The following is a 23686-nucleotide window of genomic DNA, read 5'->3' as shown; positions in this document are numbered from 1 at the left end:
GGGCCAACGAGCTCGGTCAAGTAGTCACCATCGAAAGGAACCAACCATGAACACCTCATCCCCCACGCCGGTCGCCCGGCGATCCCTGTTCAAGGCAGGCGCCTTCGGCGCCGCGGCCGTCGCCGGCGGTCTCGCCCTCAGCGCCTGTGGCGGCGGCTCCCTCGCCGGCAGCGGCGGTGGCGGCGGAGGGTCGAAGACCTTCAAGCTCGCCGAGACCCACCCCGACGACTACCCGACCACGCTGGGTGACAAGAAGTTCGCCGAGCTGGCCGAGAAGTACAGCGACGGCCGGATCAAGATCCAGGTCTACCCCAACGCCCAGCTCGGCGAGGAGTCCGACGCCATCGAGCAGGTGCAGATGGGCTCGATCGAGATGACCCGGATCAGCTCGGCCCCGATGGGCGAGTTCGTCCCGGCGATGGGGCTGTTCAGCCTGCCGTACCTCTTCGACGACGCCGACCACCTGTGGCGCTTCCTGGAGAGCGAGAGCGGCAAGAAGCTGCTCGCCGAGACCGAAGGAGCCGGCTTCAAGGGGCTGGGCTACTTCGACCCCGGTGCCCGCAGCTTCTACACCTCGAAGAAGCCGATCAAGGCACCGGCGGACGTCAAGGGGCTCAAGATCCGGGTCCAGGAGTCGCAGGTGCAGATCGACTTCATCAAGGCGCTCGGCGGCTCCCCCACGCCGATGGACTACGGCGAGGTCTACAGCTCGCTGCAGAGCGGGCTGCTCGACGGCGCCGAGAACAACGAGCCGTCCTACTACTCCGCCTCCCACTACGAGGTCGCGAAGAACTACACCCTGGACCGGCACATGCGCGTGGCCGAGGTGCTGCTCATCAACAAGGACACCTTCGACGGGCTCGACGCCAAGGACCAGGAGGCCCTGCAGAAGGCCGCCGCCGAGGCTGCTCCCTTCCAGCGCGAGAAGTGGGACGCGCAGGTCGACGCCGACCTCGAGAAGCTCCGTGGTGAGGGCGTCACGATCAACGAGATCACCGACCTCACCCCGTGGCGCGAGGCGACCACGTCGGTCATCGACAAGCACGGTGCCGACCTGGGCGAGTACCTCGACGCCGTCGAAGAGCTCCGCACCGCCTGATCAATCCCACCCAACCGGAAGGAACCATGTCCGAGACCGTACTCATCACCGGCGCCAACGGCGTCGTCGGGCGGCTGATGCGCCCCCGCCTCGCCCGTGAGGGCCGGGTGCTCCGCCTCCTCGACGTCGTACGTCCCGAGCCTCCCGCCGAGGGCGAGGCCGTCGAGATCATCGAGGCGTCGGTGACCGACGAGGCGGCGATACGCGCCGCCTGCGAGGGCGTGGACGCGATCATCCACCTGGGTGGCATCAGCGTCGAGGGGCCCTGGGCCGACATCCTCTCGGCGAACATCGACGGCACCCGGGTGGTCCTCGAGGCCGCCCGGGACGCCGGCGTACGTCGCGTCGTGCTCGCCTCGAGCAACCACGCGACGGGCTTCTACGACATCGACTCGGCACCGGAGGGCGGGCTCCCGGCGGACGTCTTCCCCCGGCCCGACACCTACTACGGCGTCAGCAAGGTCGCGATCGAGGCCCTCGGGAGCCTCTTCCACGACCGCTACGGCATCGATGTGACCGCGCTGCGGATCGGCTCGTGCTTCGAGAAGCCGTGGGACCGCCGCTCGCTGTGGACGTGGATGTCGCCCGACGACGGCGCCCGGCTCCTCGAGGCGTGCCTGGCGACTCCCGAACCCGGCTACCGGGTGGTGTGGGGCATCTCCCGCAACACCCGCAACTGGTGGTCGCTGGAGGCCGGCGAGGCGATCGGCTACCACCCGCAGGACGACTCCGAGATCTTCGCCGCCGAGCTGCTCGGTGATGGTGTCGACGACGGTCCGCAGGGGCCGGAGGAGCGGCTGGCCGGCGGGAAGTTCTGCTTCACACCGCTGGGTGAGCCCCAGGAGAAGTAACAGGCCCCCATGGGGAACGGGTGGCCCGGCGATCGCCGGGCCACCCGTTCCTCTTTTACTTGGGTTCTTATCTGGGGGCGCTCAGGAGGCTGACGCGCGGATCAGCGTCCCGAGGTTCTCGACGAAGGTCGAGGTGTTGATCAGCTGGGGCGGCTCGGCCGACTGGTAGGGCGGCACCGCCGGCGGGTTGTTCGACGGGTACGGCGAGGTGTCGAAGGTGTCCCCGACGTGCTTGCTCATGTAGGCCTTGCCGTCGTAGGGGTGCTTGGTCCCCGGGCCACGGAACGGGTTGGTGATCGCCTCGGCGGCGGAGAGCCAATAGTCCTTCTCGCCGAGATCGGCGAGCACCGTTGCGACCTCGGCGTCGTCGGGCCGGTCGACCTCGTGGGAGGTGCCGCGCAGCAGCTCGAGCAGGCCCAGGTCGTGCAGCGAGAAGAACGGCGGCAGGTCGTAGGGATCCCCCGGCGTCAGCGGCGATCGGGCCACCAGGTCGGCGACCTCGGCGTCCGTGAGCGCCATCAGCCGGTCGTACTCCGAGCGCAGTCGCGCCTCCGGCACCGAACGACCGCCGGAGTAGTGGCTGAGCGTGTCGCGGTGGTCGTAGTCGTAGTAGTAGGCACCGTTCTCGATGTTCGAGCCGAACCGGTGCACGAACAGCGCCCGGTTGGTCCCCGGCTCGACAAAGGTCGGGTGCGTCCGGCTCGCGATCAGCGGGTTCTCGGCCTTCTGCTGGGCGGTCAGCCGGCAGCTGGCGAGCCAGTCCAGCGCTGCCGGGACCCCGTCGAGGAACGTACGGTCGCCGGTGAGCTGGAAGTAGGTGAAGAGCTGCTCGATGTTGGTCTGCGTGGTGTGGGTGGTGAGCGCACGCGGCTCGTAGGAGCGCCCGGCCGCCACCGCGCCGGCCGGGCGACCGTCCCGGTCCTCGGCGAGGTGCTGGAGGCCCCAGCCGGCCTGCGGTGCAGGCTGCTGCATGCGGCGTACGCACTCCATGGCGCGGCGCACGGGCTCGACCAGGTCGTCGCGGCCCAGCGAGACGACGCACATCAGCAGGAGCTTGATGTTCTCGCCGAGGACGTTGTCGTTGAAGGTGACGTGCTGGGTGTAGTCGCCGTCGACCATCCCCTCACGGGCGTCCTCGGGGAGCCAGGACGGCAGCTTCTTCGGCCACGGCATCTCTGTGGTCGCCTTCGGGTCGACCGGCCACCGCTGCGGCCAGCCACCGTCCCCACTGTGCTCGACTCCTTCGCCCCCGCTGATCTGGGCGTCGGTGATGAAGTCGACGACCTTGTTCAGCGACCGGCGGAAGCCACGGTCGCGCGGGTCGAGCAGGTGGAGGCGGAGGATCAGCTGGCCGGCGGTCGAGGTGGCCGCGTCGTCGAAGGTGGAGTTGTCATAGAGGTGCTGGAACTCCTCCAGACGCCAGCCGTTGAAGCCGATCGACTCGTACCACCGCTTCAGCGACTTCGCGCCCGCGAAGTCGTGGATGTAGTTCCAGCCGCCCTCGGGGCGCTGGGCGCGGACGAGCGCCCGGCCGGTGCGGCGTGCGGCGTCGAGGAAGCGCTTCTCGCCCGTCGCGACGTACGCATCCAGCAGGGCGTGCCCGACGGTCGGCGTCCCCGGGGGCTGGACCCAGCACATGGTCCGTCGGGCCTCCATCTCGCCCCAGGTCAGGGACAGGTCGGGACGGTAGCTCCAGACGTAGGCGCCCTGGTAGGAGACCGTCTCGTCCATGTAGGTCGCCGCCCGGAGCATCGCATCGCGGACGGCGTCGGTCGAGGCGGCGGTGGCGGCTGCGGCAGGGGTGGTCAGACCGCCGGTGGCGAGGCCGCTCGCGGCGCCGACGAGCGGTGCGGCCGTTGCTGCTTGGACGAGTCGACGTCGGCTCAGCGCCGAGCTCGGTGGGGACTTCTTCGCAGGTGAGTTCATCCTCTTATCGTGACGAGGCTCACATGCCGGCCGCCAATACCGATTCCGACTCGCACGATGCCCACGGACGCGCAGGATCAGTGCTGCAGACGCCTGCGGGTGCCGCCCAGATGGACGCGCATCGCGGCACGGGCGGTGTCGACGTCACCGGAGAGGATCGCCGTCGCCACGTTCTCGTGCTCGCGCTGCACCCGCTCGACATGGAGCGTGTCGCTGGGCGAGTAGGCGTCCCCGAGGCGGGTGCGCGGCAGCATGATCATCATCGGGCCCAGCGAGTCCATCAGGTCGAGATAGAACCGATTGCGGGTCGCGGCCGCGACCGCACGGTGGAAGGCGAAGTCGGCCTCGACCGCGCCGTCGGGCCCCGCGGTGGCCAGCGCGGCGAGCGCCTCCTCGATCGAGCGCGAGCCCTGCTCGTCGAGGTGGGCGGCAGCCAGAGCCGCCGCCTCGCACTCCACGCCGAGCCGGAAGTCGACCATGTCGAGCACGTCGTGCTGCGTACGGATCGCGGAGGACTCCAACGCGAACGGCGAGGGCTCGGGCACCGCCAGGACGAAGGAGCCGCGTCCCTGGAAGGTCTCGACCAGACCCTCGGCGCGCAGGCGGGTGACCGCCTCGCGCGCGACCGTCCGGGACACTCCGTAGGTCGCGACCAGGTCGGACTCCGAGGGCAGCTTCGCCCCCGGCGCGAGGTCCCCGGCGAGGATCTGGTCCTTGATCCCGGAGACCACGCGGTCGGCGAGCCCGGCGCTAAGTGTCATGACGAGAACTTAGCCGTCTCCACGGTGAGCTTGCGCATCTGGTCGCTGAGCGTGAAGCCGAGGCCCGGACGGTCCGGCACCCACATCCGGCCGTCGTGGATGTCGATGCGCTCCTCGAAGAGCGGGTTGAGCCACTCGAAGTGCTCGACCCACGGCTCGGTCGGGTAGGCCGCGGCCAGGTGCAGGTGGATCTCCATCGCGTAGTGCGGCGCGAGCGCCAGACCGGCGTGGGCGGCGAGGGTGGCGAACTTCAGGAACGGGGTGATCCCGCCGATGCGCGGCGCGTCGGGCTGCACGATGCCGCGGTAGCCGGCGTCGATGAGCGCCATGTGCTCGGGCACCGAGGTCAGCATCTCGCCGGTGGCGATCGGGGTGTCGAACGTACGCGACAGGTCGGCGTGGCCGACCGCGTCCCAGGCGTCGAGCGGCTCCTCGATCCAGATCAGGTCGAACTGCTCGAGCTCACGGCACATCCGGCGGGCGCGGGCACGGTCCCACTGCTGGTTGGCGTCGACCATGAACGGGGTGTCGCCGAGGTGCTCGCGCAGGGCGGCGACGCGGCGCAGGTCCTCGGCCCAGTCGGGCTGGCCGACCTTGATCTTGATGCCGCCGATGCCGGCCTCGAGCGAGGCGGTGGCCTTCTCCTTGATCTCCTCGACACTCGCCTGGAGGAAGCCGCCGGAGGTGTTGTAGACGCGGCAGGAGTCACGGTGGGCGCCGAGCAGCTTGGCCAGGGGCAGGCCGGCGCGGCGCGCCTTGAGATCGTAGAGCGCCACGTCGAGGGCGGCCACGGCCTGGGTCGCCACGCCGCTTCGACCGACGGAGGCGCCGGCCCACATCAGCGACTCGTAGATCTTGGCGATGTCGGAGGGGTCCTGGCCGATGGCGACCTGGGCGATCTCCTTGAGGTGGGCGTACTGCGCCGGGCCCCCGGCGCGCTTGGAGTAGCTGAAGCCCATGCCCTCGAAGCCCTGCTCGGTGGTCACCTCGACGAAGAGCAGCACGGTCTCGGTGAGCGGCTTCTGCCGCCCGGTGAGCACCTTGGCGTCACTGACCGGGTTCTCGAGCGGGAGGACGACGTGGGAGAGAGTCAGTGAGGTGATGCGGTCGGCGGCCATGGCGGGATGCTCCTCGATGGGCTAAGTTGTATGACAAGTTCAGAACTTATCCGATGAGTGGTGAGGAGTCCAGAGCGTGGCCGCCGATTCCCAGGTTGTCCGGCAAGTCGTCCGGCAGGTCCCCCGATGGCGCGATCTGGCGCCCTTCCTGCGACCGCGCCCGTTCCAGTGGCGTGCTGCCGACCGGCGGCTGGCCCGCTGTCTCAGCGTCGACGACCTGGAGCGGGCCGCACGCCGGCGGGTGCCAACGGCGGTCTGGGACTACGTCGACGGCGGCTCGGACGGCGAGCACGCGATGCGCCGGAACCGGGAGGCGTTCGACCGCGTGGAGCTGCGCCCCACGGCCTTCGGCCAGGTCGGCGACCCGGAGGTGCGTACGTCGATCCTCGGGCGGCCCGCCGCGGCGCCCATCGTGCTGGCTCCGACCGGCTACACCCGGCTCAGCCACCACACCGGCGAGCGCGCGGTCGCCGCGGCGGCGGCCGCCGCCGGGCTGCCCTACACGCTCTCGACGTACGCGACGACCTCGATCACCGATGTCGCCGACGCTGCGCCGCAGGGGCGCAACTGGTTCCAGGTCTATCTGATGAAGGACCGTTCTGTGACGCTCGAGCACCTTGCCGAGGCGACCGCGCAGGGCTACGAGGCACTGATGCTGACCATCGACACGACCGTGACCGGGATGAAGCGCAAGGACAAGCTCAACGGGTTCGCGATCCCGCCACAGCTGAGCCTGCGTACGTTCGCGGGCATGGCCCGCCACCCCGGTTGGGTCGCCAACATCCTGACCACCGAGCCGCTGCGGTTCGCGACCTTTCCCGAGGGGTCGCACCACGGCCGCTGGGGGATGTCCAACGAGCTGCGCGAGCAGGCGATCCGGCCCGCCGACATCGGCTGGCTCAAGGAGCACTGGGACGGCCCGGTGGTGGTCAAGGGTGTGCTCTCGGTCGCCGACGCGGTCGCCTGTGTCGAGGCCGGGGCCGACGCGCTGGCGCTCTCCAACCACGGCGGCCGCCAGCTCGACCGGGCACCGGTGCCGCTGGAGCTGTTGCCGGCTGTGGTCGACGCGGTGGGTGCTCGGACCGAGGTCTACCTCGACTCCGGCGTACGCTCCGGCGGCGACATCGTGGCCGCGCTCGGTCTCGGCGCCCGTGGCGTCCTGATCGGCCGCCCCTACCTCTACGGCCTGATGGTCGGTGGGCGCCAGGGTGTCGATGCCACCCTCACGCTGCTGGTCGAGGAGCTTCGCCGGGCGATGTGCCTGCTCGGCACCCCGGACATCGCCGCCATCGGCCCCGAGCACGTACGGCTGCGGTCGGCATGACCGCCATCACCGAGGAGAAGAGACCCATGACCGACCTCGTCCACTCTTTGCGAGCCGCGCTCGGCGAGAGTGCCGTGCTGACCGACCCGGCCGACATGGCGGCGTACGTCACCGACTGGACCGGCGTCTTCACCGGCACCGCCCTCGCGGTGGTGCGCCCGGCCTCGACCGCCGAGGTGTCGACCGCGGTCCGGCTGTGCGCGGCGGCCGGGGTCGGCGTCGTCCCGCAGGGCGGCAACACCGGCCTCGTCGGAGGCGGCGTGCCCGACACCGATGGCGACCAGGTCGTGCTCTCGCTCGGCCGGATGCGTCGCGTCCGGGAGGTCGACGCGGTCGCCGACACGCTCGTGGTCGAGGCCGGTGCTCCGCTGGCGGCTGTGCAGGAGGCGGCCGCTGCCGCCGGGCGGCTCTTCCCGCTCTCGCTCGGCTCGGAGGGCTCGTGCACCATCGGCGGCACGATCGCGACCAACGCCGGCGGGACCGCGGTGCTGCGCTACGGCATGATGCGCGAGCTGGTGCTCGGCCTGGAGGTCGTGCTCCCCGACGGCAGGGTCTGGGACGGGCTGCGCCCGCTGCGCAAGGACAACACCGGCTACGACCTCAAGCAGCTCTTCATCGGTTCGGAAGGCACGCTCGGGGTGGTCACCGCGGCCGTGCTGCGCCTGCTTCCGGCGACGCCGCGCCGGGCGACCGCGTTCGTGGCGCTGGAGTCGGTCGCGGCGGCGACCGAGCTCCTCCCGCTGCTCCGCTCGCGCTCCGGTGGCCAGCTGACCACCTGGGAGCTGCTCGGCCGCCAGGCCGTCGACCTCGTCCTCGCCCACCTGCCAGGAGCCCGCGACCCGTTCGCCGACCGGCACGAGTGGTACGGCCTCGTCGAGCTCGCCGGCACGTCCGCCGACGTCGACGAGCGACTCGAGTCCGCGCTCGAGGCCGCCGCCGAAACAGGGCTGATCGTCGATGCCGTGGTTGCCGGCAGCCCCACCCAGCGCGAGTCGCTGTGGGCACTGCGCGAAGGGGTCTCAGAGGCCCAGAAGAGCGAGGGCGCGACCCTCAAGCACGACGTCACCCTGCCGATCACGGCGCTGCCCCGGTTCGTCACCGAGGTCGGCCCCCGGCTGCTGGAGGCCCTACCGGGGCTGCGGCTGGTCACGTACGGCCACATCGGCGACGGCAACCTGCACTACAACCTCTCCGGCCCCGTCGGCGACGACGCGGCACTCCGGCGGGAGGCTCCCGCGCTGACCCGGATCGTCTACGACGCGGTCACCGCACTCGGCGGCAGCATCTCCGCCGAGCACGGCATCGGCGCACTCAAGAGGGATGCTGCCGCTGCGTACAAGACGGGTGTCGAGGTCGACCTCCTGCGCGCCGTCAAGCAGGCGATCGACCCCGACGGAGTGATGAATCCTCGCAAGGTGTTGTGAGTCCGGATCTGCCTGAAGCAGAACCGCTTGCCGCGTGGCGTTCGCGGTGATTGCGTGTCCTCATGCGAATCCTGGTCCTCGGCGGCACGGTCTTCCTCTCCCGCGCGGTGGCGGAGTCGGCCGTACGCAGCGGTCACGAGGTGGTCTGCGCGGCGCGCGGCCGGTCGGGGACCGTCCCCGACGGCGTGGAGCTGGTGCCGTGGGACCGCACCGAGCCACCTCCCTCCGCCCTGACGGCTGCGACGTTCGACGCGGTCGTCGACGTGGCCCGGCCCCCCTCGTGGGTCCGCTCCGCCGTCGCCGCCTTCAGCGAGGCCCACTGGGTCTTCGTCTCGACCATCAGCGTGTACGCCGACCACAGCACCCCCGGCGGCACCCCGGACTCGCTCCCTGTCCTCGCTCCGGCGACGGACGACGCTGAGGACGGCGACGACCCCGATGCGTACGGCTCGATGAAGGTCGCCTGCGAGGAGCTCGTCCGCGCGGGTGCGGCCTCAGCCACCGTCGTCCGCCCCGGCCTGATCGTGGGCCCGGGGGACCCCAGCGGCCGGTTCTCCTACTGGCCGCGGCGCCTGGAAGCCGGCGGCGAGATCCTCGCTCCCGGCTCGCCCGACGACAGCGCCCAGGTCATCGACGTGCGCGACCTGGCGGACTGGATCCTCCACTGCGCGATCAACCGGGTGGACGGCACCTTCGACGCCACCGGTCCGTCGATGCCGATCAGCACCCTGCTGGCCGAGACCGCGAGCGGCGTCGGCACCACCCCGACCTGGAGCTGGCTCCCCCAGGACTTCCTCCAGGCCCACGACGTCGACCCCTGGTCAGGCCCCGGCTCGATCCCGCTGTGGCTCCCCCGCCCCGAGTACGACGGGATGCTCGCCCACGACACCACCGCGGCCATGGCGGCCGGCCTCACCACCCGCCCGATCGCCGAGACGGCCCGCGACACCCTCGCCTGGCTGCAGGCCACCCCCGATGCGTACGTCACGGGCATCTCGCCGACCCGCGAGGCCGAGCTCCTCGACGTGTGGCGTCAGAGCCCCTGAGCGACCCGGTAGAACACCTGGTTCCAGCGCACCTGGTCGGCGAAGCCGCGGCGGGTGGTGGACTCGTCGATGACCAGCAGCTCGGTGCGGGCGATGTCGGCGAAGACCTCGAAGGCCTCGATCCCGGCGGCGGTCGACATCACCGTGTGGTGCGCACCGCCGGCGGTCAGCCAGGCCTCGGCGGAGGTGGTGAAGTCGGGGCGCGGGGCCCAGACGGCACGGGCGACCGGGAGGTTGGGGAGGTCCTGCGTCGGGGGTACGACGTCGACGACGTTGGCGGTGAGCCGGAAGCGGTCGCGCATGTCGGCCAGGGACACGACGACCGCGCCCTCGCAGGCGTCGGCGTCGAAGACCATCCGGACCGGGTCCTCACGGTCGCCGATCCCGAGCGGGTGGATCTCGACGCGCGGCTTGGACGTGGTCAGCGACGGGCAGATCTCGAGCATGTGCGCACCGAGGATGAGCTCCGCGCCGGGAGTGAGGTCGTAGGTGTAGTCCTCCATCAGGGAGGCGCCGCCGGGGAGCCCCTCGCCCATGACCTTCGCCGCCCGCACCAGGACGGCGGTCTTCCAGTCGCCCTCGGCACCGAAGCCGTAGCCCTTGCTCATCAGCCGCTGCACGGCGATGCCGGGGAGCTGGCGCAGGCCGCCGAGGTCCTCGAAGCTGGTGGTAAACGCCTTCGCGTCACGCTCGACCAGGAACGCCTCCATGGCGATCTCCTGGCGGGCGGCGTAGCGCAGCGACTCGTGCCGCTCGCCGCCACGGCGGAGCTCGGCAGCGACGTCGTAGAGGTCCTCGTACTCGGCGACGAGCGCGTCCACGGCGGCCTCGTCGACGGCCTCGACGGCAGCGACCAGGTCGTTGACGCCCCAGGTGTTGACCGAGACGCCGAATCGGAGCTCGGCCTCGGTCTTGTCGCCCTCGGTGACCGCGACGTTGCGCATGTTGTCGCCGAAGCGGACCAGGTTGAGCTCGTGCGTCGCGGCCCAGCCGGCGGCGCCGCGGACCCAGGTGCCGACGCGGCGGGTGACCGCGGGGTTGGAGACGTGACCGACGACCGTGGTGCGGGCGACGCCGAGGCGGGTGGCGATGTAGCCGTACTCCCGGTCGCCGTGGGCGGCCTGGTTGAGGTTCATGAAGTCCATGTCGATCTCCGACCAGGGGAGCTCGACGTTGGCCTGGGTGTGCAGGTGCAGGAGCGGCTTCCGGAGCGCGTCCAGGCCGGCGATCCACATCTTGGCCGGGCTGAAGGTGTGCATCCAGGTGACGACTCCGAGGACGTTGTCGTCGGAGTTGGCCTCCAGCATCGCGCGGCGGATGGCCGCTGAGTCCTTCAGGACGGGCTTCCACACGACCTTCGCCGGGACGTCGGAGGAGGCGTCGAGGGCGCGGGCGACCTCCTGGGACTGCTCGGCCACCTGGCGAAGGGTCTCCTCGCCGTAGAGGTCCTGGCTGCCGGTGAAGAACCAGACTTCGCGGTCTCCATAGGGTTTCGACGCAGTGGGCTTGGTCATTGAGGGGGTCCTTTTCAGTGTTGGCCGTAGACGTTCTGGTAACGGTCGTAGAGGGAGTCGACGTGGCGCTGCTCGATCGGCAGCGGCTGGCCGAGCTGGCGCGAGATGTGCACGGTGCGGGCGACCTCCTCGCACATCACCGCGGCCTTGACCGCGGCGCGGCCGTCCTTGCCGATGGTGAACGGCCCGTGGTTCTGCATCAGCACCGCCGGGCTGCGCGACTCGCGCAGCGTCTCCACGATGCCGCGGCCGATCGAGTCGTCACCGATGATCGCGAACGGGCCGACCGGGATCGGTCCGCCGAACTCGTCGGCCATCATCGTGAGCACGCAGGGGATCTCCTCCCCGCGGGCCGCCCAGGCCGTGGCGTACGTGGAGTGGGTGTGGACCACTCCCCCGACCTCGGGCATGTGGGCATACACGTACGCATGGGCGGCGGTGTCCGAGGACGGCGACCGCTCCCCCTCGACGAGGTTGCCGGCCAGGTCGCAGACGACCATCGCCTCGGCGGTGATGTCCTCGTAGGCCACCCCGGAGGGCTTGATGACCAGCAGGTCCTCGCCGTCGGGATTCGGCACCCGCTCGGAGACGTTCCCGGCGGTCCACACGACCAGCTCCCAGCGGGGCAGCTCGGCGTGGAGCGCGGCGACCCGCTCCTTGGCGGCATCGACGGCTTCCCGGAGCGCGGTGGGTACGCCGGTCATCACTGTTCTCCTTCTGCGGTGTTTCCTGGGACGGCGGCGAGCGCGACCGTGGCGGCCCGCTCGATCTCGAGACCGGCCTCGTAGCGCTCCAGGTAGGTCCGGAACCCGGCGAGGTCGGCGGCGTCCGGCTCGACGACCTCGAGGTCGATGTCGCCGAAGACGCGCTCGGCGAGGTAGGCGCTCAGGGTGAGGTCGCCGTCGGTCGCCGCGGCCCGGGCGTACGCAGCCAGGACCGCGATCCCCCAGGCGCCGCCCTCACCGGCGGTGCGGCCGACGGCGACCGGGGCGCCGGTGGCCGCGGCGAGGAGCCGCTGAGCGACGCCGGCGGTGCGGAACAGGCCGCCGTGGGCGAACATCGCGTCGATCTCGACGCCCTGGTCGGCGAGGACGCGCATGCCGAGGGCGAGGGTGCCGAAGACGCCGTAGACCTGGGCGCGGGCGAACCCGGCGAGGTCGAGGCGGCTGCCGGGGGTGCGTACGAACAGCGGGCGGCCCTCGTCGAGGCCGGTGATCGGCTCGCCTGCCAGGTAGTTGTAGGCCAGCAGGCCGCCGCCGTCGGGCGAGCCCTTCAGCGCCGCCGTGAGCAGGGCACCGAAGACGGCGTCGGGCTCGCAGGGGTGGCCGAGCGCAGCGGCGAACTCGCCGAAGACGCCGGCCCAGGCGTTGAGCTCGCTGGCGCCGTTGTTGCAGTGCACCATCGCGACCGGGTCGCCGGCCGGGGTGGTGACGATGTCGATGGCGTGGTGGACGGTGGCCAGCGGCGCCTCGAGCACGACCATCGCGAAGATCGAGGTGCCGGCGCTGACGTTGCCGGTGCGCTGGGCCACCGAGTTGGTGGCGACCATCCCGGTGCCGGCGTCACCCTCGGGCGGGCACAGCGGGATGCCGGGGAGCAGGGTGCCGCTCGGGTCGAGCAGGGCGGCACCTTCGGCGGTGAGCCGGCCGGCGTCGGCACCCGCCGGGAGTACCGTCGGGAGCATTCCCTCGACCCGCAGTCCGGGGCGCTTGGCGGCGGCCAGGTGAGCGACCTGCTCGAGCATCCGCTGGTCGTAGGTGCGGGTAGTCGGGTCGATGGGGAACATCCCGGAGGCGTCGCCGACACCGAGCACGTGCTCGCCGGTCAGCGCCCGGTGGACGTAGCCCGCGAGGGTGGTCAGCGAGGCGATCCGCGGCAGGTGGGGCTCGTCGTCGAGGACGGCCTGGTAGAGGTGGGCGATCGACCAGCGCAGCGGGATGTTGGTGCCGAGCGTCTCCGACAGCTCGGCGGCGGCGACCGCGGTGTTGGTGTTGCGCCAGGTGCGGAACGGCACCAGCAGCTCGCCGGCCTCGTCGAAGGCGAGGTAGCCGTGCATCATCGCCGAGACGCCGATCGCCCCGAAGGTCGTCGGCCGGGCGCCGTACTGGCGCTCGACCTCGTCACCGAGGGCCGCGACGGCGCCCTGGACACCGGCCCAGACCGCCTCGAGCGAGTAGGTCCACAGGCCGTCGACGAGCTCGTTCTCCCACACGTGGGAGCCGGTGGCGAGAGGCGAATGATCGGGACCGATCAAGCATGCCTTGATGTTCGTGGAGCCCAGCTCGATACCGAGCGCGGTCTCTTCGAGGTCGGGCAGCCGACCTGCTCGCTGCGTCATCACGGCTCCGTTTCTGCCCGACGGCACGGGGTGGGGTTCAAGGCGATGTGAACGCTAACATATTGCGGGCGGATTACCGCTGTGTTCCCGCAGACCTCTCTGTCGAGACGTCGCCCCGGTCGGCCGAGCTGGCACCGCGGTGCCAGCTCGGCTGACGGGACCGACGTCTCGGTCGACCTAGGTGACGCCTCGGCTCAGCTGGGGTGGCGGGCAGCCGAGTCCCGCACCACGAGCTCCGGCGCCAGGAGCGGCGGCACCTCGACGGTCCCCTCGGCGATGGCCGTGGTGGCCACCTCGACCGCGAGCTCGCCCAGCGACTCGAAGTCCTGGCGGACCGTCGTCAACGGCGGCCACAGGTAGGCAGCGTCCGGCACGTCGTCGAAACCGACGACGCTCACGTCCTGAGGGACTCGGCGCCCCGCCTCGTGCAACGCCCGGATCACCCCGAGCGCCATCGAGTCGTTGGCCGCGAAGACAGCAGTGACCGAGGCGTCGCGGGCGATCACCGCGCCCGCCTCGTAGCCGCTCCGGCTCGACCAGTCGCCGAAGATCTCCGGACCCGGCTGCGTGCCGGCGTCCCGGAGGGCCGCCAGCCAGCCTTCCCGACGCTGCCGGGCATCGATCCAGCCGACCGGACCGGCGACATGGGCGATGGTGCGGTGGCCGAGGTCCAGCAGATACTGAGTGGCGAGCACGGCTCCGGCGTGCTGGTCGATCCCCACCGAGCGCACTCCGGCGGGCGGGTCGCTGTGGATCATCACGACCTCGACCGTCGAGGCCAACTGGGCGACGAGGTCCTCGAACGACTGGTGCGAGACACCGAGGAGCACGGCCTCGACCGCGTCGTCGAGGAGCGCCTCGATCGCCCGCTCCGCCGAGGTCGCCTCCAGGTGCGGCACCGGGCTCAGGATGACGTCGTAGCCGGCCTTCTGGCCCGCCTGGTGCACCGAGGCGGCCAGCGTGCCGGGTCCATACAGGTGCGGCTGCGTGTAGAGCAGCCCCAGGCGCCCGGAGCGTCGGGTCACGAGCGCCCGCGCCGACTTGTTGCGCCGGTAGCCCAGCTCCTCGATCGCCGCGAGCACCCGGTCGCGGGTCTCGCCGCGTACGGCATCGGAGCCGTTGACCACCCGGGACACGGTCTGGTGCGAGACCCCTGCCCGGGCCGCCACATCCGCCATGCTCGGCGCGTTCTTCGACTCCCCGCGAACCATGCGGTGATCCTAAGCGGGATCACCTCCGGCGTACGTGAGTGCCTCAGGTCTGGTCGAGATCGGGAAGCCCGTGGCGCGCCCGAGTGAGCGCGGCCGCGACCGGCGCACAGCGCCCACCAGGGGCGAGCGACGCGAGCTCCTCGGGCTCCCCGGGCAGGCCGAGCTCCCGCGCCTGGTCGAGGAGCGGGTCGTCGAGGAAGGGCGACAGCGCGGGCCAGACGTCCTGCACCTCCCGGCAGAAGATCCGTGCCCCCACCGGCCCGATGCGGGGCGAGTCGGTGAGCGCATCGATCAGCGCGCCGGCGTCGTCACGCGACGACGGCCGGATCCGGCGGAGGTCGCCGCGGTAGGTCTCCAGCAGCCACTGCGCCTGCTCCGCGAGCTTGGTCGCGGTGCTCTCGTCGTAGCGGCGGTAGTGCGCTCGCCCGAGCGCGTCCACGCGCTGCTGCCAGGTGGAGTCGAGCATCCGCTGCGGCGTACGCCATCCGGCGGCCGACAGCTCCCGGGCCGCCGCGGTCGCGATGTCGGTCGAGATCCGGGTCGAGGAGAGCATCGTCAGCACCAGCAGCCGGTAGAGCGGGGACGGCTTGTCCCGGAGCCGGATCCCGGCCTCCTCGGCGTACGTCGTCCCGCCGGCGTCCAGCAGACGCCGCATCACGTCGCGCTCGCGATTGCTCACCGGTGTCGAAGTACCCCGCGCCGACCGGACGCATGCGTCGCCCGCTGAGCCTGGGATCAGCAGACCCTGGATAGGCCGGAGTGGGCGACCGAGGATGGAGGCGACCGCAGCGCCCGAATCGAGGAGCAGACCGATGCCACGCCGACCCATCGACATCACGATCCCGGACCTAACCGGCAAACGAGCCCTGGTCACCGGAGCCAGCGACGGGATGGGGCTGGTCATGGCCACCCGGCTGGCGGCCGCCGGGGCCGAGGTCGTGATTCCCGTACGCAACGCCGCCAAGGGCGAGAAGGCGCTGGCCGCGATCCGCGGCGACGTCCCGACGGCCCGCATCTCGCTACGCGACCTCGACCTGTCCTCGCTGCCCTCGGTGACCGCGCTCTCCGAGACGCTGCTCGGCGAGGACCAGCCGTTCCACATCATGATCAACAACGCCGGCGTGATGACCCCGCCGGAGCGGCGGACGACCGCCGACGGGTTCGAGCTCCAGCTCGGTACGAACCATCTCGGCCACTTCGCCCTCGTCGCCCGGATCCTGCCACTCCTGCGAGCGGGGCAGGCCCGGGTGACGTCCCAGGTCAGCGTCGCCGCGCGGCGGGGAGCGATCAACTGGGAGGACCCCAACTGGGAGCAGAGCTACGACGGGATGAAGGCCTACAGCCAGTCGAAGATCGCTGTCGGTCTCTTCGGCCTGGAGCTGGACCGGCGCAGCCGGGCGGGCGGCTGGGGCATCACCAGCAACCTCTCCCATCCCGGTGTCGCCCCGACCAACCTGCTGGCCGCGCGACCCGAGATCGGACGCACGAATGACACTCTCGCCGTACGCATGATCCGCTGGCTCTCCGCACGCGGCATCCTTCTCGGCACCCCCGAGACCGCGGCCCTCCCCGCGCTGCTGGCCGCGACCTCGCCCGACGCCGTCGGCGGCCGGATGTACGGCCCCAGCGGGCCGGGGCAGCTGGGCGGAGCGCCCGCCGAGCAGCCGCTCTACCGGCCCCTGGCCGGCGCCGAGGATGCCGCGCGGCTGTGGGAGATCTCCGAGGGCCTCACCCGGACCGCGCTGCCGACCAGCTGACCGCGTACGGCCTCGGGGACTGAAGCCCGTTCTGCTGCCGCGTTCCCTACCGCCCGAGTACGTGACGCAGGGCCGCCTCCAGCGAGGGATGACGGAACACGTGGTCGCTGCCGAGCGCGCCCGGCTCGACGCGCTGGCTGGCCAGCGCCATCTCGTCGGCGCCCTCCTTGCCGAGCAGGAGCCGCGGGCCGATGGCCGGGGTGGGCAGCAGCGCGGGACGGCGGAGCACGCGGGCGAGGGTCTGGGCGTAGACCCGGCCGGTGACCGGCTCGGGCGCGACCGCGTTGACCGGACCCTCCAGCGTCTCGTCGAAAAGGGCGCGGTGATAGATGTCGACCAGGTCGTCGATACCGATCCAGCTGAGCCACTGCTCACCGCTCCCGAGCCGACCGCCCAGGCCGGCCGCGAAGAGCGGTCGCTGGAGCCGCAGCGCTCCCCCGGCCGGGGTCTGCACGATCCCGGTCCGCACGTTCACCACCCGTGGCCCGTCCACCCGGCTCGCGGCCTCCCAGTCGGCGACCACGTCGGCGAGGAACCCGCTGCCTCTGGCCGACGACTCGGTGAGGACCTCATCGCCTCGGTCGGCGCCGTAGACCCCGATCGCAGAGGCGCTGACGAAGGTGCGTACGCCGCTGCGGGCCGCTGCCTCCGCGAGCCGCCGGGTCGGCTCGATCCGGGAGTCGCGGATGGCCGCCTTGTGCGCCTCGGTGAAGCGGCCGGCGATGGACGCGCCCGCGAGGTGGACGACCGCGTCGACTCCCTCGAGGAGATCGGCCGCAGGCGCCGACGGGTCCCAGCGACGTTCGTCCTCCACCGCCGGCGTGTGCCGGACCAGCCTGATCACCCGGTGCCCGCCGGTGGTGAGGAACGGGACCAGGGCTCGCCCGACGGTCCCGTGGGAGCCGGTGACCGCGATGGTGAGGCTCTTGCCCGCTGCGTACGTCCTGTGGTGGGCGGCCAGATCGGCGGTCAGCTGCGCGTGGCGGTAGCCGAGCATCCGGTCCACCATCCGCCCGAGCACGTTCGTCTCGATCCGGTCGGTGACCAGCGTGGCGTCACCGGAGGCGGCGAACTCGTGCCGGTGGGTCCACGACAGCGGCCGCAGCGACGCGAGCCGGTCGGTGAACAGGTGGGGCGGGTCGTAGGCGGAAGGATCATGGCGAGCCACCCAGTCCACGCCGCGACCCAGCGAGAGCACCGCCGTGCCATCAGCCAGGTCGGTCGCCTCCACCCGCACCTCCCCCGGCGTCCACGGCGGCATCAGCCGGTGGATCGCCCCCGGTCGCCGATGCCACTCGAACACCTCCTCCAGCGGCGCCTCGACGCGCGTCGTCAGCGAGCGGACCCGAACCAGCGGCGACCTCATGCGTACCTCATCCCTGGAACTCCTTCACCATCTGCTTGGCGATGATCAGCTTCTGGATCTCGCTGGTTCCCTCGTAGAGCCGGAACAGCCGTGCGTCGCGGTAGAACCGCTCGACCGGCACCTCGCGCATGTAGCCGAGGCCCCCGTGGATCTGGACCGCACGGTCGGCGATCCGGTCGACCGCCTCGGTGCAGAACAGCTTGCACAGCGACGGTGCCGTGCGCCGGTCGCTGCCGTCGTCCCAGCTACGGGCCGCCTCGAGCACCATCGCCCGACCGGCGTACGCCTCGGTCCGGCTCTCGGCGAGCATTGCCTGGATCAGCTGGAACTCGGCCAGCTTCTGGCCGCCCTGGCCGTTGGTCGTGGCGTGGCGCAGGCTCTCCTCGATCAGCCGGTCCGCGAGTCCGACGGTGAGCGCGGCGATGTGCAGCCGGCCCTTGGCCAGCGACCGCATGGCCGCCGAGAAGCCCTCGCCCTCGACCTCACCGACCAGGTTCTCGGCGGGCACCTGGACGTTGTCGAGGAAGATCTCCGAGGTCACCGCACCGCGCTGCCCCATCTTGTGGTCGCGCGGCCCGATGGTGACGCCCGGTGTGTCGGTCGGCACCACGAACACGGAGATGTTCTTCGCCCCCTCGGCGAGGTCGCCGGTGCGGGCGAAGACCATGAGCAGGTCGGCCCAGATCGCGTTGGTGATGAAGCGCTTCTGCCCGTTGATGACGTACGCGTCACCCTCACGCACCGCGCGCGTGCGCAGCCCGCTCGGGTCGGAGCCGGCCTCGGGCTCGGTCAGCGCGAAGGACGCCACCAGCTCACCGCTGGCCAACCGGGGCAGGTACTGCTGCTTCTGCCGCTCGGTGCCGCAGTTGACCAGCACCTGGCCGGCGATCCCGTTGTTGGTGCCGAACATCGAGCGGAACGACGGCGTGGTCCAGCCGAGCTCCATCGCCAGCCGGACCTCCTCCGACATGGTGAAGCCGAGACCGCCGTACTCCTCCGGGATCGCATAGCCGAACAGCCCCATCGCCGCGGCCTGCTGCCGGAGCCGGTCGGGGATCTGGTCGGTCTCCTCGATCTCGTCCTCGGCCGTGACGACCTCCTTGCGGACGAACGCGCGGACGGCGTCGAGGATCGAGCTGAAATCGTCGGGCTCCATGGGTGCTCCTTCGTGCGGGGAGGTCGAGGCGTAGGACGAGTATGTCGGCGAACCGGTCGACCACGCGACGAACGGCCTCAGCCCTCGGGGTGGCCGTCGTAGGTGCGGATCTTGTATTCGGTGGTCTCCAGCGCAAGGGTGAGCTCACGGAGGCGGCGCCTGATCCTGTCGCGCTGATCGTGCAGGATCTGCCGCCGCTCGGGGATGGTGCTCGCGCCCTCCTCGACGAGCGCGATGTACCTGCGCAGGTCGCGCATGGTCATGCCCGAGAGCCGCATCCGGGTCAGGAAGACCAGGCGGCGTAGGTCGTCGGCGGCGTACTCGCGATAGCCGGAGGAGTTCCGCGCCGGGAGCACCAGGCCCTGTTGCTCGTAGTAGCGCAGCGTGGGCGCCGGCACACCGACGAACTCCGCGGCCTCGGCGATGCTCATCGGCGCGGCCGCCGCGTCGATCGCGGCGTGGTCCTGCAGGCCGTGGACCGCATCGACCACGGACGCCGCCGGGTCCTCGCCGGCAGCGAGGACCCGGTCGCGCAGCTCGTCGGTCGCCATGGGTGACATGGTGCCTCAGAACGCACGCACGGCGGGCGGCACGCCGGGGAAGTCCGCCGACCTGCTCACCTCGGCCCACCGCTGCACGTCGTCGAGACCACGCTGGTAGACGCGGGTGAGGTTGCGGACCGCCTCGGCCCCGAGCGGCAGCCGCAACGGAGCGTCCTCGGCCTCGAGCATCTCGCGGATCGCAACCGCGGCGCTGGCCGGATCGCCTTCCTGGATGCCGTCGGCCTCGGCCATGTTGGCGCGGACCGCACCGGCCACCCCCTCGTACGCCGCCTGCTGCCGCGCTGCGCGGAGCACCCCGGCCGCGTTGAACTCGGTGCGGAACCGGCTCGGCTCCACGATCAGCACCCGGATGCCGAACGGCGCGACCTCCCCGGCGAGCGCCTCCGACCAGCCTTCCAGCGCGAACTTCCCGGCCGAGTAGCTGCCGACCGCGGGGAAGGACATCCGGCCGCCCTGGCTGCTCATCTGCACGATCGCGCCCGAGGCGTTCGCGCGCATGTGCGGCAGCACCGCCCGGACGTACGCCGCCGGCCCGAGCAGATGCTGGTCGAGCATGTCCCGCAGCTCGGCGTCGGTGACCTCCTCGGCGGTCCCGACCTGACCCGCGCCGGCGTTGTTGACCAGCACGTCGACGCCGCCGAAGTCCTCGACGGCACGCCGCACGACCGCGGCCGCGCCCTCGACGTCGCGCACATCGTGCTCGACCGCGATCAACCGATCCCCGTACCGCTCCTTCAGCGCGTCGAACCGGTCCGCACGTCGCGCGGTGCCGAGCACCCGCTCGCCGCGCTCCAGCGCGGTCTCGGCCAGCGCCAGGCCGAGTCCCGAGCTCGCGCCGGTGATGATCCATCTCCTGGTGGTTGTCTCCATGACCACGACGCTAGAGATTCAAGCGCGCTGGAAGGCAAGCCCGGCGGCCGCGCTGCAACATGCTCGAAACCCATGGCGGCTAGCGTGCAGTCATGGCGCGGGCGATCGAGCAGCAGTCGCGGGTGATCCACGGCTACCAGCGCGCGTACCGCATCGGCGGTGACGGCTCCGCGATCCTGTTCATCCACGGGATCGGCGACAGCTCACGGACGTGGGACGAGGTGCTGCCCCTGTTCGCCGAGAACCATCTCGTCATCGCCCCCGACCTCCTCGGGCACGGTGACTCCGACAAACCGCGCGCCGACTACTCGGTCGGCGGTTTCGCCAACGGCATGCGCGACCTCCTGGCCGTGCTGGACGTGGAGCGGGTCACCCTCGTCGGCCACTCGCTCGGCGGCGGCGTCGCGATGCAGCTCGCCTACCAGTATCCGCACCTGGTCGAGCGGATCGTGCTGGTCTCCAACGGCGGCTCCGGGCGGGGCGTCTCGGCCTGGCTCCGCCTGGCGAGCCTGCCGCTCGCACCCGAGCTGCTCACGCTGTTGCGGCTGCCGTTCTCACGGACCGGGTTCTCCGCTTCCCTCGCCCTGCTGCGCCGCCTGGATCACGACCTCGGCGTCGACGCCACCGACCTGGCCCGGATCTTCGACGCGCTGCCCGACGCCCGCTCCCGCCAGGCCTTCGCCCGGACGCTGCGCGCGGTCGTCGACTGGCACGGCCAGGTCGTCACGATGCTCGACCGTAGCTACCTGGTCGAGGACATCCCGACGCTGATGATCTGGGGGGACCGTGATGGCGTCGTCCCGTTCCGCCATGCCGGACAGGCGCGGCTGGCGATGCCGTACGCCTCCCTCGACGTGTTCCACGGCGCGGGCCATTTCCCGTTCCGGTCCGACCCCGGGCGCTTCGTGATGACGGTCGAGCAGTTCGTACGCAGCACCGCACCCGCCACCTGGGACCAGGATGTGTGGCAGAAGCGGCTGCGCACCGGTCCCGAACCGGGTCCTGATGCGTCACGGCATCGAACGATGCCCTGACGCTCTTGGACGCGCGTGCCGATCGCTGTCTAGCCTCGAGAGGATCGCCGAACGACAGGAGACCCCGTGAACCGCCGCATCCTCCAGGTAGGACCGCTCAAGCCGTCGCTGGCCGCGACCCTCACCGAGCGGTACGACGCCCTGGTGCTGCCCGACGATCACGCGCGTGCCGCGTTCCTCGCCGAGCACGGACCCTCGATCGGCGCCGTGGTCACCACCGGCCGCACGGGCGTGACCGCCGACCTGATGGCGCAGCTCCCCTCGCTCGGCGCGATCGTCAACTTCGGGGTCGGCTACGACGCGATCGACGTCGAGGAGGCGGCGGCGCGCGGGGTGCTCGTCTCCCACACCCCCGACGTGCTGACCGACTGCGTGGCCGACACCGCGATCGGCCTCACCATCGACACCCTGCGCACCCAGAGCGCCGCCGACCGGTTCGTACGCCGCGGCGACTGGCCCGCGACAGGCAGCTACCCCTTGGCCCGGAAGGTCTCGGGCAAGCGCGTGGGCATCCTCGGCCTGGGCCGGATCGGCCGGGCGATCGCGACCCGCTTCGAGGCCTTCGGCTGCCCGATCTCCTACCACTCCCGCCGGGAGGTGCCCGGCTCTCCCTACCGCTACGCCGCCTCGCCCGCCGCGCTCGCCGCCGATGTCGACGTCCTGGTCCTCGCCACCTCCGGCGGCAGCAGTACGCGACATCTCGTCGACCGCACGGTGCTCGAGGCGCTCGGGCCCGAGGGCTACCTCATCAACATCGCGCGTGGCTCCGTGGTCGACCAGGCCGCCCTCGTCGAGCTGCTGCTCGCAGGCGGTATCGCCGGCGCCGGCCTCGACGTCTACACTAACGAGCCCGAGGTTCCCGCCGAGCTGATGGCCCTCGACAACGTGGTGCTCCTCCCCCACCTGGCCAGTGGCACCGTCGAGACCCGCGCCGCGATGGAGCAGCTGACCCTCGACAACCTCGACCGCTGGCTCGCCGACGGGACCGTGCTCACTCCGGTGCCGGAGATGCCTTCTCGGGGTGCAGCGCGATCTCGGTGATCCGGTTGCCGTTCCGGGCGGCCACCTCCAGGCTCACGCCCGGAAGGGCCAGCACCTCCCCGACCTGCGGGATGTGACCCAGCCGCGAGATGAGATATCCGGCGACGGTCTCGTAGCCACCGTCCTCGAGCTCGATGCCGGTGGTGTCGGCGAAGTCCTCGATCGTCATCGCGCCGTCGATCCGGGACAGGTCGCCGTAGTCGCGGATGCGGGTCTCACCGTGGTCGTACTCGTCGCGGATGTCGCCGATCATCTCCTCGACGAGGTCCTCGAGGGTCACGATGCCGTCGGTGCCGCCGTATTCGTCCACGACCATCGCCAGGTGGGTGCCGCTCTCGCGCATGGTGGCGATCGAGGGGATCACCCGCTTGCTCCCGGGCAGTGCGAGCACCGGACGGCAGACGTCACGGACGGTGCGCTGGTCGGTCGCGTCGACTCCGAGCAGGTCGCGTACGTGCAGGAAGCCGAGGATGTCGTCGAAGCCCTCACCGGTCACCGGGTAGCGCGAATAGGGCAGGTCGCGGACCATCTCGGCGGCCTCGGGAAGCGGCATCGAGGCGGGCATGAAGGTGACGTCGCCGCGCGGGCGCATCACCTCCTTCAGGCTCGTCTCGGTGGTGCTGAAGACGTCGCGGAGGATCCGGCGCTCGTCCTCCTCGAGGTCCCGGTTGGTCGAGACCATCTCGCGCAGCTCCTCCTCCGAGACCTCTTCGGCCGAGGCCTTGGGATCGCCGCCGAGCAGCCGCACGACGGCGTCGGTGGAGACCGAGAGCAGCCAGATCACCGGCCGCATCACGTTGGCGAACTTGTCCAGCACCGGCGCGACGGCGAGCGAGATGCCGGCGGCCTTCTGCAGCGCCAGCCGCTTGGGCACCAGCTCGCCCAGGACCAGGGAGAGATAGGCGATGAACAGGGTCAGGACGATCAGTGCGATGGTCTCGGCGAGCGCCTCACCCAGGCCGAGTCGCTCGAGGTAGGGCGCGACGTCGGGAGCGATCGTCGACCCGCCGTAGGCCGCGGAGAGGAAGCCCGCGACGGTGACGCCGATCTGCACCGCGGCCAGGAAGCGGTTGGGGTCGCGCGCCACCTCCGCCACCCGTGCCCCACGAGGCCCCTGACGCTCCATGGCGGCCAGCTGGCTCTCCCGCAACGACACCAGCGCCAGCTCGGTCGCGGCGAAGACGCCGCCGACGAGCACGAAGACCAGCACCAGCCCGAGACTGAGGAATGTCTGGCTGTCCATCAGGCCCGCTCACCCCTCGCGCCGATCCAGGGTGAGCGGTTGGA

The 23686-nt window shown here is 71.3% G+C and carries 21 protein-coding genes; 8 read left to right on the top strand and 13 right to left on the bottom strand.

The features are described from left to right. Positions 1-46: 46 nt before the first annotated feature. On the top strand, positions 47-1099 hold the full coding sequence (locus WBG06_RS25920; protein ID WP_336740622.1) for a TRAP transporter substrate-binding protein: 1053 nt from the start codon (positions 47-49) through the stop codon (positions 1097-1099). A 26-nt stretch (positions 1100-1125) separates the two neighbouring features. Then, entirely contained in the window at positions 1126-1950 is an 825-nt protein-coding gene (locus tag WBG06_RS25915) for an NAD-dependent epimerase/dehydratase family protein (RefSeq protein WP_336740621.1), read from the top strand. 81 nt (positions 1951-2031) lie between these two features. Here WBG06_RS25915 and WBG06_RS25910 read toward each other — a convergent pair whose 3' ends face one another. The 3 genes from WBG06_RS25910 to WBG06_RS25900 form a co-directional block, all read right to left on the bottom strand. Then, the gene (locus WBG06_RS25910; RefSeq protein WP_336740619.1) at positions 2032-3876 is read right to left on the bottom strand and encodes a pectate lyase; all 1845 of its coding nucleotides are present in this window, start codon (positions 3874-3876) and stop codon (positions 2032-2034) included. A 77-nt stretch (positions 3877-3953) separates the two neighbouring features. Further along, positions 3954-4637, bottom strand: a complete 684-nt coding sequence (locus WBG06_RS25905; RefSeq protein ID WP_336740617.1) for a FadR/GntR family transcriptional regulator — start codon at positions 4635-4637, stop codon at positions 3954-3956. Further along, on the bottom strand, positions 4634-5755 hold the full coding sequence (locus WBG06_RS25900; RefSeq protein WP_336740615.1) for an L-talarate/galactarate dehydratase: 1122 nt from the start codon (positions 5753-5755) through the stop codon (positions 4634-4636). The genes WBG06_RS25905 and WBG06_RS25900 overlap by 4 nt, the downstream gene beginning before the upstream one ends. A 76-nt stretch (positions 5756-5831) precedes the next feature. On the opposite strand from WBG06_RS25900, the gene WBG06_RS25895 reads away from it, so the two are divergent. From WBG06_RS25895 to WBG06_RS25885, 3 genes are all read left to right on the top strand, one after another. After that, positions 5832-7079 (top strand): alpha-hydroxy acid oxidase, encoded by a 1248-nt coding sequence (locus tag WBG06_RS25895; RefSeq protein ID WP_336740614.1) that lies wholly within the window; start codon positions 5832-5834, stop codon positions 7077-7079. 26 nt (positions 7080-7105) lie between these two features. Next, a complete protein-coding gene (locus tag WBG06_RS25890) occupies positions 7106-8503 on the top strand; it encodes an FAD-binding oxidoreductase (protein ID WP_336740613.1) in 1398 nt (465 codons plus the stop codon). 62 nt (positions 8504-8565) lie between these two features. Continuing rightward, positions 8566-9549, top strand: coding sequence for an NAD-dependent epimerase/dehydratase family protein (locus WBG06_RS25885; protein ID WP_336740611.1), 984 nt, complete (start codon positions 8566-8568; stop codon positions 9547-9549). Here WBG06_RS25885 and araA read toward each other — a convergent pair. The 5 genes from araA to WBG06_RS25860 form a co-directional block, all read right to left on the bottom strand. Further along, on the bottom strand, positions 9537-11063 hold the full coding sequence (araA, locus tag WBG06_RS25880) for an L-arabinose isomerase (RefSeq protein ID WP_336740609.1): 1527 nt from the start codon (positions 11061-11063) through the stop codon (positions 9537-9539). The genes WBG06_RS25885 and araA overlap by 13 nt on opposite strands. 14 nt (positions 11064-11077) lie before the next feature. Next, positions 11078-11767 carry an L-ribulose-5-phosphate 4-epimerase gene (locus WBG06_RS25875; RefSeq protein ID WP_336740607.1) on the bottom strand — a complete coding sequence of 230 codons (690 nt, stop codon included), beginning with the start codon at positions 11765-11767 and terminating at the stop codon, positions 11078-11080. Continuing rightward, positions 11767-13401: a xylulokinase gene (locus WBG06_RS25870; protein ID WP_336740605.1), complete on the bottom strand. Its 1635-nt coding sequence runs from the start codon at positions 13399-13401 to the stop codon at positions 11767-11769. Before WBG06_RS25870 ends, WBG06_RS25875 begins: the two co-directional genes overlap by 1 nt. Before the next feature lie 194 nt (positions 13402-13595). After that, on the bottom strand, positions 13596-14612 hold the full coding sequence (locus WBG06_RS25865; protein ID WP_336740604.1) for a LacI family DNA-binding transcriptional regulator: 1017 nt from the start codon (positions 14610-14612) through the stop codon (positions 13596-13598). A 43-nt stretch (positions 14613-14655) separates the two neighbouring features. Beyond that, a complete protein-coding gene (locus tag WBG06_RS25860) occupies positions 14656-15291 on the bottom strand; it encodes an endonuclease (protein WP_336740602.1) in 636 nt (211 codons plus the stop codon). Between the two features lie 133 nt (positions 15292-15424). Between WBG06_RS25860 and WBG06_RS25855 the strand changes: the two genes are divergently transcribed. Then, positions 15425-16369 (top strand): SDR family oxidoreductase, encoded by a 945-nt coding sequence (locus WBG06_RS25855; protein ID WP_336740599.1) that lies wholly within the window; start codon positions 15425-15427, stop codon positions 16367-16369. 46 nt (positions 16370-16415) lie between these two features. On the opposite strand, the gene WBG06_RS25850 is transcribed toward WBG06_RS25855, so the two are convergent. From WBG06_RS25850 to WBG06_RS25835, 4 genes are all read right to left on the bottom strand, one after another. Next, the gene (locus WBG06_RS25850; protein WP_336740597.1) at positions 16416-17735 is read right to left on the bottom strand and encodes a TIGR01777 family oxidoreductase; all 1320 of its coding nucleotides are present in this window, start codon (positions 17733-17735) and stop codon (positions 16416-16418) included. A 7-nt stretch (positions 17736-17742) separates the two neighbouring features. Further along, positions 17743-18891: an acyl-CoA dehydrogenase family protein gene (locus WBG06_RS25845; protein WP_336740595.1), complete on the bottom strand. Its 1149-nt coding sequence runs from the start codon at positions 18889-18891 to the stop codon at positions 17743-17745. Between the two features lie 77 nt (positions 18892-18968). Continuing rightward, positions 18969-19442 carry a MerR family transcriptional regulator gene (locus WBG06_RS25840; RefSeq protein ID WP_336740593.1) on the bottom strand — a complete coding sequence of 158 codons (474 nt, stop codon included), beginning with the start codon at positions 19440-19442 and terminating at the stop codon, positions 18969-18971. Positions 19443-19457: 15 nt separating this feature from the next. Further along, a complete protein-coding gene (locus WBG06_RS25835; protein ID WP_336740591.1) occupies positions 19458-20324 on the bottom strand; it encodes an SDR family NAD(P)-dependent oxidoreductase in 867 nt (288 codons plus the stop codon). A 92-nt stretch (positions 20325-20416) separates the two neighbouring features. Here WBG06_RS25835 and WBG06_RS25830 point away from each other — a divergent pair, with 92 nt between their 5' ends. Further along, the gene (locus tag WBG06_RS25830) at positions 20417-21358 is read left to right on the top strand and encodes an alpha/beta fold hydrolase (protein ID WP_336740589.1); all 942 of its coding nucleotides are present in this window, start codon (positions 20417-20419) and stop codon (positions 21356-21358) included. Between the two features lie 66 nt (positions 21359-21424). Next, positions 21425-22399, top strand: a complete 975-nt coding sequence (locus WBG06_RS25825; protein ID WP_336740588.1) for a 2-hydroxyacid dehydrogenase — start codon at positions 21425-21427, stop codon at positions 22397-22399. Here WBG06_RS25825 and WBG06_RS25820 read toward each other — a convergent pair. Further along, positions 22350-23642: a hemolysin family protein gene (locus WBG06_RS25820; protein WP_336740586.1), complete on the bottom strand. Its 1293-nt coding sequence runs from the start codon at positions 23640-23642 to the stop codon at positions 22350-22352. The genes WBG06_RS25825 and WBG06_RS25820 overlap by 50 nt on opposite strands. Positions 23643-23686: the final 44 nt, after the last annotated feature.

Source organism: Nocardioides sp. CCNWLW239 (assembly GCF_037137035.1).
Taxonomy (GTDB): domain Bacteria; phylum Actinomycetota; class Actinomycetes; order Propionibacteriales; family Nocardioidaceae; genus Nocardioides.
This window is presented reverse-complemented; position numbering and strand designations above follow the sequence as displayed.